The 17,227-nt window shown below is 69.9% G+C and carries 13 protein-coding genes; 10 read left to right on the top strand and 3 right to left on the bottom strand.

Features of this window, described 5'->3' with window-relative positions:
* Positions 1-30 precede the first annotated feature (30 nt).
* Together C6569_RS08285 and C6569_RS08280 are read left to right on the top strand one after the other, a co-directional pair.
* A complete protein-coding gene (locus C6569_RS08285) occupies positions 31-1,452 on the top strand; it encodes a TolC family outer membrane protein (RefSeq protein WP_106748402.1) in 1,422 nt (473 codons plus the stop codon).
* 173 nt (positions 1,453-1,625) lie between these two features.
* Positions 1,626-2,282, top strand: a complete 657-nt coding sequence (locus C6569_RS08280) for a DUF2497 domain-containing protein (RefSeq protein WP_106748401.1) — start codon at positions 1,626-1,628, stop codon at positions 2,280-2,282.
* Positions 2,283-2,288: 6 nt separating this feature from the next.
* Here the strand turns inward: C6569_RS08280 and C6569_RS08275 are convergent, their stop codons facing one another.
* Positions 2,289-3,503: an MFS transporter gene (locus C6569_RS08275; protein WP_181313956.1), complete on the bottom strand. Its 1,215-nt coding sequence runs from the start codon at positions 3,501-3,503 to the stop codon at positions 2,289-2,291.
* Positions 3,504-3,627: 124 nt separating this feature from the next.
* Between C6569_RS08275 and C6569_RS08270 the strand changes: the two genes are divergently transcribed.
* The 4 genes from C6569_RS08270 to C6569_RS08255 all read left to right on the top strand — a co-directional run bounded on the left by C6569_RS08270 (position 3,628) and on the right by C6569_RS08255 (position 10,491).
* The gene (locus tag C6569_RS08270) at positions 3,628-6,294 is read left to right on the top strand and encodes a valine--tRNA ligase (RefSeq protein WP_106748399.1); all 2,667 of its coding nucleotides are present in this window, start codon (positions 3,628-3,630) and stop codon (positions 6,292-6,294) included.
* Positions 6,295-6,582: 288 nt separating this feature from the next.
* The gene (ilvD, locus tag C6569_RS08265; RefSeq protein WP_106748398.1) at positions 6,583-8,304 is read left to right on the top strand and encodes a dihydroxy-acid dehydratase; all 1,722 of its coding nucleotides are present in this window, start codon (positions 6,583-6,585) and stop codon (positions 8,302-8,304) included.
* Positions 8,291-9,103, top strand: a complete 813-nt coding sequence (locus C6569_RS08260; RefSeq protein ID WP_106748397.1) for a tetratricopeptide repeat protein — start codon at positions 8,291-8,293, stop codon at positions 9,101-9,103. The genes ilvD and C6569_RS08260 overlap by 14 nt, the downstream gene beginning before the upstream one ends.
* A 14-nt stretch (positions 9,104-9,117) precedes the next feature.
* Entirely contained in the window at positions 9,118-10,491 is a 1,374-nt protein-coding gene (locus C6569_RS08255; protein ID WP_106748396.1) for a cytochrome P450, read from the top strand.
* Here the strand turns inward: C6569_RS08255 and xth are convergent.
* Positions 10,488-11,270, bottom strand: coding sequence for an exodeoxyribonuclease III (gene xth / locus C6569_RS08250; protein WP_106748395.1), 783 nt, complete (start codon positions 11,268-11,270; stop codon positions 10,488-10,490). The two genes, C6569_RS08255 and xth, sit on opposite strands and share 4 nt — an antisense overlap.
* Positions 11,271-11,361: 91 nt before the next feature.
* Here xth and C6569_RS08245 point away from each other — a divergent pair, with 91 nt between their 5' ends.
* Positions 11,362-11,967, top strand: coding sequence for a pyridoxamine 5'-phosphate oxidase family protein (locus C6569_RS08245; protein ID WP_106748394.1), 606 nt, complete (start codon positions 11,362-11,364; stop codon positions 11,965-11,967).
* On the opposite strand, the gene erpA is transcribed toward C6569_RS08245, so the two are convergent.
* Positions 11,968-12,318 carry an iron-sulfur cluster insertion protein ErpA gene (gene erpA / locus C6569_RS08240; protein WP_106748393.1) on the bottom strand — a complete coding sequence of 117 codons (351 nt, stop codon included), beginning with the start codon at positions 12,316-12,318 and terminating at the stop codon, positions 11,968-11,970. It abuts the gene before it with no gap.
* A gap of 170 nt (positions 12,319-12,488) precedes the next feature.
* On the opposite strand from erpA, the gene C6569_RS08235 reads away from it, so the two are divergent.
* The 3 genes from C6569_RS08235 to C6569_RS08225 all read left to right on the top strand — a co-directional run bounded on the left by C6569_RS08235 (position 12,489) and on the right by C6569_RS08225 (position 17,224).
* Positions 12,489-13,706 carry a deoxyguanosinetriphosphate triphosphohydrolase gene (locus tag C6569_RS08235; protein WP_106750954.1) on the top strand — a complete coding sequence of 406 codons (1,218 nt, stop codon included), beginning with the start codon at positions 12,489-12,491 and terminating at the stop codon, positions 13,704-13,706.
* 28 nt (positions 13,707-13,734) lie between these two features.
* Positions 13,735-15,489 (top strand): arginine--tRNA ligase, encoded by a 1,755-nt coding sequence (gene argS, locus C6569_RS08230; RefSeq protein ID WP_106748392.1) that lies wholly within the window; start codon positions 13,735-13,737, stop codon positions 15,487-15,489.
* Between the two features lie 124 nt (positions 15,490-15,613).
* A complete protein-coding gene (locus C6569_RS08225) occupies positions 15,614-17,224 on the top strand; it encodes an SPOR domain-containing protein (protein ID WP_146144761.1) in 1,611 nt (536 codons plus the stop codon).
* The last annotated feature ends 3 nt before the right edge of the window (positions 17,225-17,227 follow it).

Here is a 17,227-nt window from a genome sequence, read left to right as displayed (position 1 = left end):
CGGGGCGGCGCCAAAAAGCAGGTGTTGTCCATGACCGGAGCCACGAGGTCCCGTGCGCGCTCCGCGGCGGTTGTTTCCGTTGCGTTCGCTTCTATCGCCCTGTCGGTTCTGCCCGCGGGGGCGCAATCCATCGAGCAGACCCTCGTCCAGGCCTACAGGAACAATCCCGACCTCAACTCCGCCCGCGCCAGCGTGCGTGTGGCCAATGAAGGCTTGCCGGCGGCCCTGTCGGGCTACCGTCCCTCGGTGAGCGCCACCATCACGGCCGCCGGCCAGGTCGCCGAATCGAGTGTCGGTGCCTCTCCCTATCTGGGCACCATCAATGGCAGCGACCGGACCATCCGCAGCCTTCCCCGGGCCGCGACGCTCTCCGTCACCCAGCCGCTGTTCGACGGCAACCGCACGACCAATTCCGTCCGCCAGGCCGACCAGAACGTGCTGGTCGCCCGCGAGACCCTGCGCAATACCGAGCAGACCGTGCTGCTCGCCTCGGCGACGGCGCATATGAACGTGCTGCGCGAGCAGGCGGTGCTCGATCTCAGGCGCCGCAACGTGGAGGTGCTGCGCGAGCAGCTGCGCGCCACCCGCGACCGCTTCAACGTCGGCGAGGTGACGCGGACCGACGTCGCGCTGGCCGAATCCGCTCTGCAGGCGGCCATCGCCACCGCGACCGGCGCCGAATCCGATCTCGCCAATGCCCGGTCCGTCTACATGCAGCAGGTGGGCGTGCAGCCCGGCCGCCTGACGCCGGCCCGCACGATCGAGCGACTGCTGCCGCGCAGCCTGGACGCCGCCATCATCGCCGGGCAGAGCGAGCACCCGTCGATCCGCGGCGCCCGCCACGGTGCCGACGCGCAGCTTCTGCAAGTCCGCATCGCCGAATCGGCGCTCTATCCGACCCTCGGCCTCTCCGCCAGCGTGACCCGTGCCGCCGAGCAGTCCTCGAGCAGCGGCCAATCGCTCTCCGGCTCGCTCGGCGTGACGCTGACCATTCCGATCTTCGCCAACGGCGGCCGTGACTATTCCACCATCCGTGCCGCCAAGGAAACCTACGGCCAGCGGCGCATCCAGATCGAGACGGCGGCAGCGAGCGTCCGCCAGGCGGTGACTCAGTCCTGGGCGGCGCTGGAAGCCGCGCGCGCCCAGATTCAGGCGGCCGAGGTGCAGGTGCGCTCGCAGGATATCGCCGTCAACGGCATCCGTGAGGAGTACAAGGTCGGCCAGCGCACCATCATCGACGTGCTGAACGCGACGCAGAACCTCACCGAGGCGCGCGTCTCGCTGGTCCGCGCCCAGCGCGACCGAGTCGTGCTGTCCTACTCGGTGCTCTCGGCCATGGGCCGTCTCTCCGGCAGCAAGCTGGCGCTGCGCACCGAGATCTTCGATCCCACCGTCCACTACAACCAGGTGCGCGACCAGTGGATCGGCGTGCGGACGCCCGACGGGCGCTGATCGCCGCGCCGCGGGCGACGCGGCGGAGTTTGGCTGTGGATCGGTGCCGCGCGCGTTGGCCACAGCTGCCCCGGCGGTGCATAGTCGGCGGAGTTGATTCGGACAGCGATTCGGTTTGAGGCCGCTCTATTGCCCTTCGCTTCCGATGCGTGCGACGTTTGAGGTGGGCGGGGATGTCACAGACGGCCAAGGCGAACGAACCGTCGATGGAGGAAATCCTGGCGTCGATTCGCAGGATCATCGCCGACGACGAACCGGCCAAGGCCCCTGCGGCCAAGGCCGCGCCTCCTGCTCCGCCGCCCGCGCCCGAGCCCGCCGCCGAAGAGGCGCCGAAATCCCAGGACGACATCGACGCGCTTCTCGCCGGCTTCGATGCCATGGACGAGGAGCCGGAGCCCGCGCCGCCCCCGCCGCCTCCCCCGCCTCCACCGCCCGCGCCTCCCAAGGCCGCAGCGCCCGAGCCCGACATCTTCGAGCTGAGCAAGGCCGATGCGGTGCCGGAGCGCATGGGCATGATCAAGCCCATCTCGCAGCGCGCCGATCTCGACTTCGTCGATGCGCCGCCGCCGCCCGAGCGCTACGCCCCGCCACCGCCGCCTCCTGCCGCCGTCGCCTCGCCGCTGCTCTCGGCGGAGGCCCACGCCGCCGTCGGGGCCGCCTTCGGATCGCTCGCCAATTCCATGCTGGTCGGCAACCGGACGATCGAGGATCTGCTCCGGGACATGCTGCGCCCGATGCTGAAGACCTGGCTCGACGACAACCTGCCGCAGCTCGTCGAGCGGCTCGTCCGCGCCGAGATCGAGCGGGTGTCCCGCGGTCCCGGCCGCTGAGGCCGGTCAGGCCTGCTGGACGGCCAGGAGCCGGGTTCTGAAGACCAGGGCCATGGCCGGCATGAGCACCGCCGCCGCCAGGAAGATGGGCTCGGGCCCCCAGCGGTCGAACATGACGCTGGTGCACAGCACTCCCAGCGTCTGACCGGCGAAGAAGCAGAAGGCGAAGGTCGCGATGGAGGCGCCGCGCGCCTCCGGGTTGATCTGCGTCGCCATGATCTGCAGCGCATTGTGGAACAGCGCGAAGGCGCCGCCGCAGAGCACGATGGCGAGGCCCACCGGCCAGAGCCAGGGCGACAGGGCGATCACCAGGAAGCTGACCGAGAAGGCGAGACCGGACAGGGCGAGGAGGCTCGACTGGGAGAACCGCGCCAGCAGCATGGGCGCGAAGGACGAATAAGCCACCGCGCCGACCGCCGCGAGCGCGGTCATGATGCCGATCACCGTGAAGCTCACGTCAAACTTATCGTGGAGATGGGCGCCGACGAAGGTGAAGGCGCCGATATAGAGCACGGCCTCCGCCGTCACCGTGGCGAGGACCAGGCGCCCCATCGGCGTCCTGCCGCTGGCGAGGATCTGGCGGAACGATCCGGCGAGGCCCCCTAACGGGACGGCGGTGCGGCGCGACAGGACGGGATTGGTCCGCAGCTGAACGGTGAGGGTCAGGCCGGCCGCGATCATGAAGCCGCCGACCATGACGAAGGCCGCCGGCCAGCCGAAGGCGTCGGCGAGAAGGCCGCCCACCGCCTGCCCGCTGATGGCGCCGGAACTCATGAAGATCATGTAGCGCGCCAGCACGGCCTGCCGCTGGGCGAGCGGGATGGTGTCGCCGATGAAGGCGAGGCAGTTGGGAATGATGGCCGCACCGGTCAGGCCAGCCAGAAACCGGAAGACGGCGATCTGCTCGAGGCTGGTCGCGAAGGCGCAGGCGAGGGTGAAGAGCCCGCAGAGGGTGGCGCCGAGCGCGATCATGCGGACCTTGCCGTAGCGGTCGCCGAGCGGGCCGGTGACGAGCTGGAATCCGCCATAGGCCACCGCATAGGCGGTGACGACGACGGCGGCGCCGCCGGGGGTCGTCCGGAAGGCGTCGGCCAGGGTCGGCAGCAGCGGATCGCAGAAGCGCAGACCCGCCGAGGAGGCGAAGGAGGCCGATCCCAGAAGGAAGAGGGCCCGCCACGGCACGGCGTCGGACGGCACGGCATCTGCGTCGGGCTGGGTCATCACCAGCCTATGTGCCCTGTTCCTGCACTGCGGCAAGTCACGGCTTCGCATGGCAGAAATGTTGACTTCTCCGCCCGGGCGCGGCTTTGGTGCGCTCCCATCGCCGCTCAGCCGCCGGACCGTCATGCTTGAGAAGACCTATTCGCCCAAGGATATCGAGGCCCGCATCGCCGCCGCCTGGGACGAGGCCGGTGCGTTTCGGGCCGGGCGGCCCGACCGCGCCCCCGCCGAGGCCTATTGCATCGTCATCCCGCCGCCCAACGTCACGGGCTCGCTGCACATGGGCCACGCGCTCAACAACACGCTTCAGGACGTGCTGTGCCGCTATGAGCGCATGCGTGGCAAGGACGTGCTCTGGCAGCCGGGGACCGACCATGCCGGCATCGCCACCCAGCTCGTCGTGTCGCGCCAGCTCGCCGACAAGCAGATCCAGATGCGCGATCTCGGCCGCGAAAAATTCCTGGAGAAGGTCTGGGAGTGGAAGGCGGAGAGCGGCGGCACCATCGTCAACCAGCTCAAGCGGCTCGGGGCCTCCTGCGACTGGTCGCGCGAGCGCTTCACCATGGACGAGGGACTGTCGCGGGCGGTGATCAAGGTCTTCGTCGACCTGCACAGGGCCGGCCTCATCTACCGCGACAAGCGGCTGGTGAACTGGGATCCGGAGTTCCAGTCGGCGATCTCCGACCTCGAGGTCGATTCCCTCGAGGTGAAGGGCAACCTCTGGCACTTCAAATACCCGCTGAAGGACAGCCCCGGCGAGTTCATCGTCGTGGCGACCACCCGCCCGGAGACCATGCTCGGCGACACGGCCGTCGCCGTCCACCCGGAGGACGAGCGCTACCGGCACCTCATCGGCAAGATGGTGGTGCTGCCGCTGGTCGGCCGCGAGATCCCCATCGTCGGCGACACCTATTCCGATCCAGAGAAGGGGTCGGGGGCGGTGAAGATCACGCCCGCCCACGACTTCAACGACTTCGAGGTGGGCCGGCGCCACGACCTCGAGCTCATCAACATCTTCGACGCCTCCGCGGTGGTGAACGAGAATGCGCCGGAGGCCTATCGCGGCCTGCCGCGGTTCGAGGCGCGCAAGAAGGTGGTCGCCGACATGGAGGCGCTCGGCCTGGTCGAGAAGATCGAGCCGCACACCCACATGGTTCCACATGCCCAGCGCGGCGGCGCGGTGGTCGAGCCCTGGCTGACCGAGCAGTGGTATGTCGACGCGGCGACGCTGGCCAAGCCGGCGCTTGAGGCGGTGCGCAAGGGCGAGACGCGCTTCGTCCCGGAGCGCTTCTCCGGCGACTATTTCCGCTGGCTGGAGAACATCCAGCCCTGGTGCATCTCGCGCCAGCTCTGGTGGGGCCACCAGATCCCCGCCTGGTACGCCGAGGACGGCGAGGTCTTCGTGGCTGCCAGCGAGGCCGAGGCGCAGGCCCTGGCGGATGCGCATTTCGGCAGGGCAGGGGTTCCGCTCACCCGCGACCCCGACGTGCTCGACACCTGGTTCTCCTCGGGGCTCTGGCCCTTCTCGACGCTGGGCTGGCCGGACGACACCGCCGAGGTGAAGCGCTTCTATCCGACCGCGACCCTCGTCACCGGCTTCGACATCATCTTCTTCTGGGTCGCCCGGATGATGATGCTCGGTCTGCATTTCATGGGGGAGAAGCCCTTCTCCGACGTCGTCATTCACGGCCTGGTGCGCGACGACAAGGGCCGCAAGATGTCGAAGACGCTCGGCAACGTTGTCGATCCGCTCGGCCTCATCGACGAGTTCGGCGCCGATGCGCTGCGCTTCGCGCTGGTGGCGCAGGCGAGCCAGGGCTCGGACGTGAAGTTCGCCCGCTCGCGCGTCGAGGGCTACCGCAACTTCGCGACCAAGCTGTGGAACGCTGCCCGCTTCGCCGAGATGAACGAGTGCCGCCGCGTGGCGGGCTTCGACCCGGCGGCCGTCGAGACGACGCTGGCGAAGTGGATCGTCGGCGAGACTGCCAAGGCCGTGGCGGAGACTGAAGGCGCCATCCAGGCCTACAAGTACAACGAGGCGGCGGGCGCGGCCTACCGCTTCGTCTGGAACATCTTCTGCGACTGGTTCCTCGAATTCGCCAAGCCGATCTTCACCGGCACCGACGAGGCGGCGAAGGCCGAGGTGCGTGCCGCCACCGCCTGGACGCTGGACCAGATCCTGAAGCTGCTTCACCCCTTCATGCCCTTCATCACCGAGGAACTGTGGACGGTGACGGGCGAGGCGGGCCCCGCGCGCGCGGGCGTGCTGGCGCTGAGCCCCTGGCCGGCCCTCGACGGGCTCGCCGACGAGGCGGCGGAGGCGGAGATCGGCTGGCTGGTCGACGCCATCACGGCGATCCGCTCCGTGCGTGCCGAGATGAACGTCGCGCCGGGCACGCAGGTGCCGCTCGTCCTGCTGTCACCATCAGAGCGTACCAAAGCCGTCACAGAGCGTTACGGTGATCTCCTCAACCGTCTTTCGAGGCTTTCGGGGATCACCGTCGCCTCCGAGGCACCGGCGGGATCGGTGCAGATCGTCGTGCGCGGCGAGACGCTGGCCCTGCCCATGGCCGGTCTCATCGACGTCGCCGCCGAGCGCACGCGCCTGACCAAGGCGCTGAAGGAGGCGGACAGCGACATCGCGCGCTGCGACGCAAAGCTCAACAATGCCAACTTCATGGCCCGCGCGGCCGAGGACGTGGTGGCCGAGCAGCATGAGAAGCGCGCCGAGGCTGCCGAACGGCGCCGCAGCGTCGAGGCGGCGCTGCAGAGGCTGGCGACGCTCGCCTGACCCGAACCCGCGACGCGAAAAACCACGGGGCCGGCGGCCTGGTCCGCCGGCCTTTTCGTGTCCTTTTGGCAACAGACTGGAACGGCTCGCAAAGGCGGCTTTCGTTCACCATGTTTTGCCGCAATCCCGCCACAGGCCGAAGCGCAGAAATTTAGCGCAAATCCCCCGTTTCCGGCTCCTGCCGAGGAACCATCGAGTGGCCTGCGCGTAGATGACCTTCCGCCTTCGCCTTCATCGTTCCATCGGCTGGCCGTCCGGCTTCTCCGACCTGTGCCGGGGAGCCGCGCGATGAGTGCATTCGACAAGGCCAAACTGCCCAGCCGCCACGTGACGGAGGGCCCGTCGCGGGCGCCGCACCGGTCCTATCTCTACGCGATGGGGCTGACGACCAAGCAGATCCACCAGCCCTTCGTCGGCGTCGCCACCTGCTGGAACGAGGCCGCCCCCTGCAACATCGCCCTGATGCGCCAGGCGCAGGCGGTGAAGAAGGGCGTCGAATCCGCGCAAGGTACGCCGCGCGAGTTCTGCACCATCACCGTCACCGACGGCATCGCCATGGGCCATGCCGGCATGAAGTCCTCGCTTCCCTCCCGCGAGATCATCGCCGACTCGGTGGAGCTTTCCATGCGCGGCCACGCCTATGACGCGCTCGTCGGCCTCGCCGGTTGCGACAAGTCGCTACCCGGCATGATGATGGCCATGGTGCGCCTCAACGTGCCGTCCATCTTCATCTATGGCGGCTCGATCCTGCCTGGAACGTTCCGCGGCCGTCAGGTGACCGTTCAGGACCTGTTCGAGGCCGTCGGCAAGCATTCGGTCGGGGAGATGTCGGCCGAGGACCTCGACGAGCTGGAGCGGGTCGGCGCGCCCTCGGCGGGTGCCTGCGGCGCGCAGTTCACCGCCAACACCATGGCCACCGTCTCCGAGGCGATCGGCCTCGCGCTGCCTTACTCGGCCGGCGCGCCGGCGCCCTACGACATCCGCGACGCCTTCTGCTACGCGGCGGGCGAGAAGGTGATGGAGCTGATCGCGAAGGGTATCCGCCCGCGCGACATCGTGACCCGCAAGGCGCTGGAGAACGCCGCCACCGTCGTCGCCGCCTCGGGCGGCTCGACCAACGCGGCGCTGCACCTGCCGGCCATGGCGCATGAGTGCGGCATCAAGTTCGACCTGTTCGACGTCGCCGAGATTTTCAAGAAGACGCCCTATATCGCCGACCTCAAGCCGGGCGGGAAATATGTGGCCAAGGACATGTTCGAGGCAGGCGGCATCCCCCTGCTGATGAAGGCGCTGCTCGACGGCGGCTTCCTGCACGGCGACTGCATGACGGTGACTGGCAAGACCATGGCCGAGAACCTCGCCAAGGTGCGCTGGAACCCCGATCAGGACGTGGTCTATCCGACCTCCAAGCCCATCACGAAGACCGGCGGTGTCGTCGGTCTGAAGGGCAATCTCGCCCCCGACGGCGCCATCGTGAAGGTCGCCGGTATGAAGAAGCTGCGCTTCAAGGGACCGGCGCGCTGCTTCGACCGCGAGGAGGAGTGCTTCAAGGCGGTGACCGAGCGGACGATCCGCGAAGGCGAGGTCATCGTCATCCGCTACGAGGGCCCCAAGGGTGGCCCCGGCATGCGCGAGATGCTGGCGACCACCGCGGCGCTCTACGGCCAGGGCATGGGCGACAAGGTCGCCCTCATCACCGACGGCCGGTTCTCGGGCGCGACGCGCGGCTTCTGCATCGGCCATGTCGGCCCGGAGGCGCAGGTCGGCGGGCCCATCGCGCTCCTGCGCGACGGCGACATGATCGAAATCGACGCGGTCAAAGGAACGCTCAAAGTTCGCCTTACGGCCGCCGAATTGCGGGCGCGTAAGAAGGACTGGAAAGGCCCGAAACCCACGGAATACGGGTCGGGCGCCATCTGGAAATACGCCCAGCAGGTCGGACCTGCGGTTGACGGTGCGGTGACCCATCCGGGCGGCGCCGGGGAAAAGCACGTCTATGCGGATATCTGATCGTCTTACCCTGCGGGTCGCCCTGGTGGCGACGGTGCTGGCGGCGGCCCTCCCGGCGGGAGGCGCCTACGCCTTCGACGGCCAGCCGTCGGGCGATGCCCGCTCCGCCCTCGACGCCTTCCGCGCCTATGGCCGTGCCCTGCGCGACGGACGCACTGACGAGGCGGTCTCCGCCCTGCAATATGCCGCGAGCGGCGGCCATGCGGCCTCCGCCTGGCGCCTTGGCCGCATGTACATGGAAGGCGAGGGCGTCGCCCGCTCCGACCTCAAGGCCTTCGAGACCTTCCGCCAGATCACCATCACCCGGCGCGAGGAAGGGCCCAATTCACCGGACGCGCGGTTCATCTCCTCGGCCTTCGTCGCCATGGGCAACTACCTCGTCGAGGGCATCCCGAACACCTACGTGCGCCCCGACCCGGGCAAGGCCGTCGAGCTCTATTTCTACGCCGCCTCCACCTTCGGCGATGCCGACGGTCAGTTCCGCCTCGGGCGCATGCTGCTGGAGGGCAAGGGCGCCCCGCGCGACCCGCGCCAGGCGGCGCGCTGGCTGCAGCTCGCGGCGCAGAAGAGCCACCACCAGGCGCAGGCCGTGCTCGGCCACATGCTGTTCACCGGCCGCGACGTGCCGCGGGCCGCGCCGCGCGGCCTGATGTTCCTGACGCTCGCCAAGGAGGCGGCGACAGAGAGCGAGCCGTGGATCAGCGAGATGTACGAGGAGGCCATGCGCCAGGCCTCGGACGACGAGCGAGGGGTGGCGCTGCGGATGGTCGAGGCCTGGATCAAGACCGTCCGACGGTAGAGGGAGGCGCGTCGATGACGCTGGTCGAGCCGGCCCTGTTCACCCCACAGTCCCTCGACCATCCGGACCGGCCGCTCGGCCTGTTTCGCCTGCTGCGCACCCTCGTCCACAACCCGCTGGAGACCTGGCCGCAGCCGCTCTTCACCGAGCGGCTGTTCTGGCAGCGATTCGCCGGCCGGCCGCTGCTCTTCGTCATGGATCCGGCGCTCGTCGACGAGATGCTGGTGGCCAAGGCCGCCGTCTTCCCCAAGGCGCCGATCATCCGCCGCACTATCGGCCCGGCTGTCGGCAACGAATCGATCTTCACGGCGGAGGGCACGCAGTGGCGCTGGCAGCGCCGGGCAGCCGCGCCGCCGTTCCGCCATTCCACCATCCTCGGCTTCGTCCCGGCCTTCCACGCGGCGGCGGCGCGCACCGTCGCCGATCTCGGCTCGCGCGGCGGCGAGACCGTCGACGTCGCCGAGCTGATGATGGCGACGACCTTCGACGTCATCGTCGAGACCATGCTGTCGGGGGCGGCGAGCTTCGACACCAAGCGCTTCGGGCAGGAGATATCCCACTATTTCGATACGGTGGGTTGGATCGCGGCCCTCTCCATCCTGCGGGCGCCCGCCTGGCTGCCCTATCCCGGCAAGCGTCGCGCCCGCGAGGGCAACCTGTTCCTGAAGCGGGAGATGGCGCGGGTGATCGCGGAGCGGCGGGCGAGGCCGGCGGCGACGCCGGACCTTCTCGATTTCCTGATCGCCGCCGCCGACCCGGAGACGGGCAGGGCGATGACCGACGCGGAACTCGCCGACAACCTGCTGACCTTCGTGGTGGCCGGACACGAGACGACGGCTCTCGCCCTCACCTGGGCGCTGTGGCTCGTCGGCAATGCGCCCGAGGTGGAAGCCCGGCTCCTCGACGAGGTGACGCGCGTCGTCGGCGACGGACCGGTCGAGGCCGGCCATATCGACGGGCTCGTCTATGCCAAGCAGGTCGTGCAGGAGGCGATGCGGCTCTATCCGCCGGCGCCGCTCATCCCGCGCATCGCGAGCGAGGACGTGACGCTGGGCGGCGAGGCCATCGCGGCGGGGACGCCGGTCTACGTGCCCGTCTATGCGGTCCATCGCCACGCGCAGATCTGGCAGAGGCCGGACGCCTTCGATCCCGACCGCTTCGCGCCGGAGAGCGCGAGGGCGCTGCACCGCGGGGCCTACCTGCCGTTCGGTGCCGGGCCGCGCATCTGCATCGGCGCTGCCTTCGCCATGGCCGAGGCGGTGGCGATCCTCGCCACGCTGGTGCGGGCCATGCGGTTCGTCCCGCTCGCCGGCCACCAGCCGCTGCCGACCATCCGGCTGACGCTGCGCCCGGACGGCGGCATGCCCATGCGGGTCGAGCCGCGCTAGGCCCGGATCTCGCACCACACGGGCACGTGGTCGCTCGGTTTCTCCCAGCCGCGCACATGCCTGTCGATGCCGGCGGTCACCAGCCGGTCGGTCGCCTGTGGCGAGAGCATGAGATGGTCGATGCGGATGCCGTTGTTCCGCTGCCAGGCGCCCGCCTGATAGTCCCAGAAGGAGTAAAGGCCGCCCGAATCGTCGCAGGCCCTGAGCGCGTCGGTGAAGCCGAGCGCCGCGAGCTGCCGGAACCTGCCGCGGGATTCCGGCTGGAACAGCGCATCGTTCACCCAGTCCTTCGGGTTCTTCGCGTCCTCCGGCATGGGGATGACGTTGTAGTCGCCGCAGAGGAGGAAGGGCTCCTCCAGGGCGAGCCGGTCGCGGGCATGGCGGATGAGCCGGTCCATCCAGCCGAGCTTGTAGCCGAACTTCTCGGTGCCGATCGGATTGCCGTTCGGCAGGTAGAGGCTGGCGATGCGGACGGCCCCGCCGGCGGTCGAGACCACCGCCTCGAGATAGCGGGCCTGCTCGTCCGCCTCGTCGCCGGGGAGGCGAGAGGTCACGTCCTCCAGGGGCAGTTTGGAGAGGATGGCGACGCCGTTGTAGGTCTTCTGGCCGTGGGTCGCGACATTGTAGCCGGCGCTCTCGAAGGCCTCGCGCGGGAAGGCCTCGTCGACGCATTTGATCTCCTGCAGGCAGACGACGTCGGGATCGCGCTCCTTCAGCCAGGCGAGGGTGTTCTCCACCCTGATCTTGACCGAATTGACGTTCCAGGTGGCGACGATCATGACGGGTCCTGCGATTCTTGCCGGGGCAGTCTAGCGCCAGCTTCGCACGCGGTCGCCCCCGCCACGACAGCAGCCGACGGAGACAGGGCCCATGTGGATCGACAGCGAGGAGGCGCTGAAGGCGCTCTACGGAGAGGTCGGGGAAGCCTCGCTCGTCAAGGAGGTCGCCGGCCTCACGCCCGAGTATCGCGCGCTTGTCGAAGCCTCGCCCTTCTGCGTGCTGGCGACGGCCGGGCCGGAAGGGCTCGACGCGACGCCCCGCGGCGATCCGCCGGGCTTCATCCGCGTTCTCGACGAGAAGACGCTGCTGATCCCGGACCGGCGCGGCAACAACCGCATCGACAGCCTCCTCAACGTCGTGCGCGACCCGCGCGTCGCGCTGCTGGTCATGGTGCCCGGGGTCGCCGAGACGCTGCGCATCAACGGCCGCGGCCGCATCACCACCGACCCCGCCCTGCTGCAGCCGGCGGCGATGGACGGCAAGGCGCCGGTCACCGGCCTCGTGATCACCATCGAGAGCGTCTATTTCCAGTGCTCGCGGGCGCTCATCCGCTCCCGCCTGTGGGATCCCGCGGCACGGCGCGAGCGCGGGGACCTGCCGACACCGGGGCAGATGCTGAAGGGCGCAAAGGCGGGGTTCGACGCGGAGGCCTACGACACGGCGCTGCCGGCGCGGCTCACCGCGACCCTCTACTGACTACAGCGAGAAGCTGGTGCCGCAGCCGCAATTGGCGACGGCGTTCGGGTTCTGCAGCTTGAACGCCGAGCCGATGAGGTCGTCCACCCAGTCGAGCTGCGTCCCCGCCATGTAGGGCAGGGAGATCTCGTCGACGAGCACGGTCGCCCCGTCCTTGACGATGGCGAAGTCGTCGGGATTGCGCGTGGTGGTGAAGTCGAACTTGTACTGGAAGCCCGAGCAGCCGCCTCCCTCGACCGAGATGCGCAGCATGGAGCCGGGCGGTTCGCTCGCCATGATCTTCGCGATGCGGGCAGCGGCGCGGTCGGTGACCGTCACCGGGGGGGCGAGGGTGTCGGCGTCGGTGGTCATGGGCTTGTCTCCCCGGTTCAAGGCCGGAAACACAGGAAAGGGCGACCGGCCGCCTTGCGGCCCGGCGGTCTCATAGGTATGTGCGCCCCAGGCCCCGGTCAATCACCGCGGGGCCGTTGTGCGGAAACCGCCGGCCTCTCGGGGGCGCTGCGGAACCTCCGGGGATGGGCATGGCCGTCGCGAGCTATTTCTACCCGCCACTCGCGCCCTATGCCTGCGATTCCCGCACCAGCCGCGGCCGGCTGGTGGCCGAGCCCGCCTCGCCGACCCGGACGGAATTCCACCGCGACCGCGACCGCATCGTCCACGCCACCGCCTTCCGCCGGTTGAAGCACAAGACCCAGGTCTTCGTGTCGCCGGAAGGGGACCATTACCGCACCCGGCTGACGCACACGATCGAGGTGGCGCAGATTGCCCGGTCGCTGGCGCGGGCTCTCGGTCTCGACGAAGACCTCGCCGAGACGCTGGCACTCGCCCATGACCTCGGCCACACGCCCTTCGGCCATACGGGGGAGGACGCCCTGGACGAGGTCATGCGGCCCTATGGCGGCTTCGACCACAATGCCCAGTCGCTGCGCATCGTCACGCGGCTGGAGCGACGCTATGCTGGCTTCGACGGGCTGAACCTGAGCTGGGAGACGCTGGAGGGCCTCGTCAAGCACAACGGGCCGCTGCTCTCCGCCGACGGCACGCCGGGCGAGCGCTATCGCGACCGCGGCATTCCCGTCGCCATTCTCGAATACGACGCGCTGCAGCCGCTCGACCTCGCGACCCATGCCAGCGCCGAGGCGCAGGCGGCGGCGATTGCCGACGACATCGCCTATGACGCCGCCGACATCGACGACGGGCTGCGGGCGGGGCTCTTCACGCTCGACGATCTCGGCGACGCGGTGCCGCTCGCGCGGCAGTTCCTCGACGAGATCCGCGCGCGCCATCCCGCGCTCGAGAAGCCGCGCGAGATCAACGAGCTTACGCGGCGGGTGATCACCCGGCTGGTGGAGGACGTCATCACCGAGGCCGGCCGCGCCATCGCCGAGGTGGCGCCGACCAGCGCCGACGACATCCGCCGCTGCGGCCGGACCCTGGTGCAGTTCTCGCCCGCCATCCGCGCCTATGACGACGGGATCAAGGCCTTCCTCTTCGCCAACGTCTATCGCCACCCGCGGGTCGTGCCGGTCCGGCGCGAGGCGGCCGGCGTGGTGCGCGACCTCTTCGCCGCCTATTTCGAGCACCCCAGCGCCATGCCGCCGCAATGGTCGGCCGGGGTGGACCTGCTGGACGAGCCGCGGCGGGCGCGGCGCGCCGCCGACTATATCGCCGGCATGACCGACCGCTACGCCCTCGACGAGCACCGCCGGCTGTTTGCGACCACGCCCGATCTGCGCTAGAGGCGACCGCTTCTGGTCAGGTATCGGCATGAACATCTTCGCTCTCTTCACCCAGCATGTGCGCCAGGCCGTGGCGGCTCTCGCCGCCGAGGGAATCGCCCTTCCGGAGGCCTCCCTCGACCGCATCGTGGTGGAGGCGCCGCGCGATCCGACCCATGGCGACCTCGCCACCAACGCGGCCATGGTGCTGTCGAAGGAAGCGGGCCTGAAGCCGCGCGACCTCGCCGAGAAGATCGCCGCGCGCCTTTCCGCGCTGGGCGACGTGGAGAAGGTCGACATCGCGGGCCCGGGCTTCATCAACCTGACCGTGAAGGCCTCGGTCTGGCCGCGCGTCCTGAAGGCGGCGGTGGAGCAGGGCGAGGCCTTCGGCCGGGCCTCGCTCGGCCAGGGCGCCAAGGTGAACGTCGAATATGTCTCGGCCAACCCGACGGGGCCGATGCACGTCGGCCATTGCCGCGGCGCGGTGTTCGGCGACGCGCTCGCCAATCTTCTCGACGTCGCGGGCTACGACGTCACGCGCGAATATTACATCAACGATGCCGGAGCGCAGGTTCAGGTGCTCGGCCGCTCGGCCTATCTGCGCTACCGCGAGGCGCTCGGCGAGACCATCAGCATCCCAGACGGCCTCTATCCCGGCGACTACCTGAAGCCCGTCGGCGAGGCGCTGAAGGCGGCCCACGGCGACCGGCTCATGAACGCTCCCGAGGCGGAATGGCTACCGATCTGCCGGGACGCGGCCATCGCCGCGATGATGGAAGAGATCCGCGGTGACCTCGCCGCGCTCGACGTGCGCCATGCCGTATTCTTCTCGGAGCGCTCGTTGCAGACCCCCGTCGACAAGGTGCGCGCCGCCATCGAGACCCTGCGCGCCGACGGACAGATCTACGAGGGCGTGCTGGAGCGGCCCAAGGGCGCCGACGACGACGAGTGGGAGGAGCGTGAGCAGACGCTGTTCCGCTCGACCGCCTTCGGCGACGACGTCGATCGTCCCCTGATGAAGTCGGACGGCTCCTACACCTATTTCGCCTCCGACATCGCCTATCACAAGGACAAGGCGGACCGCGGCTTCCTCGACCAGATCGACGTCTGGGGCGCCGATCACGGCGGCTACGTGAAGCGCATGCAGGCGGCGCTGAAGGCGATCACCGGCGGGCAGGCGACCCTCGACGTGAAGCTGGTGCAACTCGTGCGGCTGTTCCGCGACGGCGAGCCTGTGCGCATGTCGAAGCGCTCCGGCGATTTCGTCACCCTGCGCGAGGTGGTGGACGAGGTGGGGCGCGACGCCGTCCGCTTCATGATGCTCTACCGCAAGAACGACGCGACCCTCGACTTCGACCTCGCCAAGGTGAAGGAGCAGTCGAAGGACAATCCGGTCTTCTACGTCCAGTACGCCCATGCCCGCGGCTGCTCGATCCTGCGCAATGCCGCGGCGGCCATGGCCGATCTCGACCTCTCGCCGACGGCGCTCGCGGCCGCGCCGCTCGACAAGCTCGACGATGCCGGCGAGGTCGCCATCATCCAGCGGCTGGCTCAGTATCCGCGGCTGATCGAGGCGGCGGCACAGGCACATGAGCCACATCGTGTGGCTTTCTATCTTTACGAGCTTGCGTCCGACCTCCATTCACAGTGGAATCGGGGGAAAGATTCGCCGCATTTACGCTTCATTATGGAAAATGATCGACAAATGACGGCGGCGCGCCTTGCGCTGGTCCAGGGTATCGTGACCGTTCTCAGATCGGGACTTGCGATCCTCGGCGTCGAGGCCGTCGAAGAAATGCGTTGATCGCGCCGCGCGTATTCGTTTGCGGCGCCCACCGACGGCGGGGCCCATGGCCAACGAGAACAGTGTGCGTAGCTATCGCGATTACGATGCGTATGATCGCGAGGCCCGTGAGCCGGAGCCGGCCGTGTCCCGCCGCGCCGGGAGCGATCCGCTGGCGGATCTCGCCCGGATCATGGGGCAGGACGACGGCTATGCCGATCTGCTCAAGTCGGTGGCGCGCACCCGCGGCCTGACGGCCGAGCCGGCCGCCGTCGCGGACGGCGCCGACGAGATCGCCATCCCCGCCATGCCGCTGCGCGCTCCCGCCGCCGACGAGCAGGGGATCGACTGGGAAGATCTCGAGGCCGAGCTCGCCAAGCACCGCCAGGCGGCGGAGGCTTCCGCCGCCGACGAGTTCCCCATGGACGACCTGCGCGGTTCGCACGAGGCCTGGCCGGGCGAGGCGGCTGCGGCCGACGATCTGGAGCGGCGTCTCGCCGCCGAATTCGAGCGATCCTTCGATGAGGGCGAGCCGTCACGCGACGGACACGGCCTCCATCTGGCTGCCGGCGCCGCCGCCGTGGCCGGCGCGGCGGGCCTCGCCTATGCGGCGCGGCGCCAGCCGCGCGACCAGGACCATTCGCCGCAGCCGCAGGTCTCTGCTGCCGACGTCGACACCTACGGCTATGCGGACGAGGCGCCGCCCCGGCGCCGCCGCGCAGGCTTGACCGCCGTCGCCGCCGTGCTCGCTCTGGCTGCCGTCGGTGGCGGAGGCGTCTATGCCTATCGCGCCATGTCGGGTGCTGGCCCTGCCGGCGAGCCGCGGGTCGTGCGGGCCGACACCAGTCCGGTGCGCGTCGCCGTGCAGCAGGCCCAGGAGGCCAAGCCCGTCGCCGACCGGGTTGCCGGCGGCGAGCGCGTCGTGACGCGCGAGGAGCGGCCGGTGAGCGTGCGCGAACAGGCGGCGCAGGTCCAGGTGCCGCCGACGCCCGCCCGCGTCATTCCGTTGGCCCAGAGCCAGGCCGCCGCTCCCGGCGTGGTGACCGATCCCGGCCAGCCGCCCGTCCGCGCGGTCAATGCGGTGCCTGTCGCCGCCGCCATGCCGGCAGCCGCCGCGCCGACGCCGGCGCCGATCCAGGCGCGCGTTCCCGAAGAGCCGCGCCGCGTCCGCACCGTGCAGGTCGGGCCGGACGGCAGCATCCTGACGCCGAGCCAGTCGGCGCCCGCGCGTCCCGCCGCTGCCGCGGCGGTGCCGCAGCAGCAGGCGCTGTCGGTCGTTCCCGTCGCCGCCCCGGCCGCGCCGAATCTCGCGGCGGCCGAGAGCCGCCCGGCGCCGGTTCCCCCGCCGCGCCCGGTCCAGACCGTGCGGGTCGCCCGCGTCGAGCCGGCCCAGCCGACCTCGGTGGAGCCGGCCCGCGCCGCCGCACGTCCGACCCCCGCAGCGGCGCCGACCCAGGCCCAGCCGCTCGATCTCGGCCCGCAGCGCACCGCCTCGGTCCGGACTGCGGCCACCGCCGGCGGTGGCACCTTCGTGCAGATCTCGTCGCATCAGTCGGATGCGGAGGCGCGTTCCGCCTTCGCCGTGGCGAGCCGCCGCTATCCGCTGCTGCAGGGCCAGACGCCGAACATCCGGACGGCGGAAATCCCGGGCCGCGGCACCTGGCACCGGCTGCGCGTCGGCCCCTTCTCGCGCGAGGAGGCCCAGGGCTTCTGCCAGCGGCTGAAGGCGGCCGGCGGTTCCTGCGTGCTCAACTGAGCG

The organism is Phreatobacter cathodiphilus (genome assembly GCF_003008515.1).
In the GTDB taxonomy this organism is placed as follows: Bacteria; Pseudomonadota; Alphaproteobacteria; order Rhizobiales; family Phreatobacteraceae; genus Phreatobacter; species Phreatobacter cathodiphilus.
The sequence above is the reverse complement of the archived record's forward strand: the minus strand, read 5'-3'. Positions and strand labels throughout refer to the sequence as shown.

Bases quoted from the DNA above. Each gene is read 5' to 3' on its own strand.
- C6569_RS08285 (WP_106748402.1), top strand. From the start codon at position 31: ATGACCGGAGCCACGAGGTCCCGTGCGCGCTCCGCGGCGGTTGTTTCC.
- C6569_RS08280 (WP_106748401.1), top strand. From the start codon at position 1,626: ATGTCACAGACGGCCAAGGCGAACGAACCGTCGATGGAGGAAATCCTG.
- C6569_RS08275 (WP_181313956.1), bottom strand. From the start codon at position 3,503: ATGACCCAGCCCGACGCAGATGCCGTGCCGTCCGACGCCGTGCCGTGG.
- C6569_RS08270 (WP_106748399.1), top strand. From the start codon at position 3,628: ATGCTTGAGAAGACCTATTCGCCCAAGGATATCGAGGCCCGCATCGCC.
- ilvD (WP_106748398.1), top strand. From the start codon at position 6,583: ATGAGTGCATTCGACAAGGCCAAACTGCCCAGCCGCCACGTGACGGAG.
- C6569_RS08260 (WP_106748397.1), top strand. From the start codon at position 8,291: ATGCGGATATCTGATCGTCTTACCCTGCGGGTCGCCCTGGTGGCGACG.
- C6569_RS08255 (WP_106748396.1), top strand. From the start codon at position 9,118: ATGACGCTGGTCGAGCCGGCCCTGTTCACCCCACAGTCCCTCGACCAT.
- xth (WP_106748395.1), bottom strand. From the start codon at position 11,270: ATGATCGTCGCCACCTGGAACGTCAATTCGGTCAAGATCAGGGTGGAG.
- C6569_RS08245 (WP_106748394.1), top strand. From the start codon at position 11,362: ATGTGGATCGACAGCGAGGAGGCGCTGAAGGCGCTCTACGGAGAGGTC.
- erpA (WP_106748393.1), bottom strand. From the start codon at position 12,318: ATGACCACCGACGCCGACACCCTCGCCCCCCCGGTGACGGTCACCGAC.
- C6569_RS08235 (WP_106750954.1), top strand. From the start codon at position 12,489: ATGGCCGTCGCGAGCTATTTCTACCCGCCACTCGCGCCCTATGCCTGC.
- argS (WP_106748392.1), top strand. From the start codon at position 13,735: ATGAACATCTTCGCTCTCTTCACCCAGCATGTGCGCCAGGCCGTGGCG.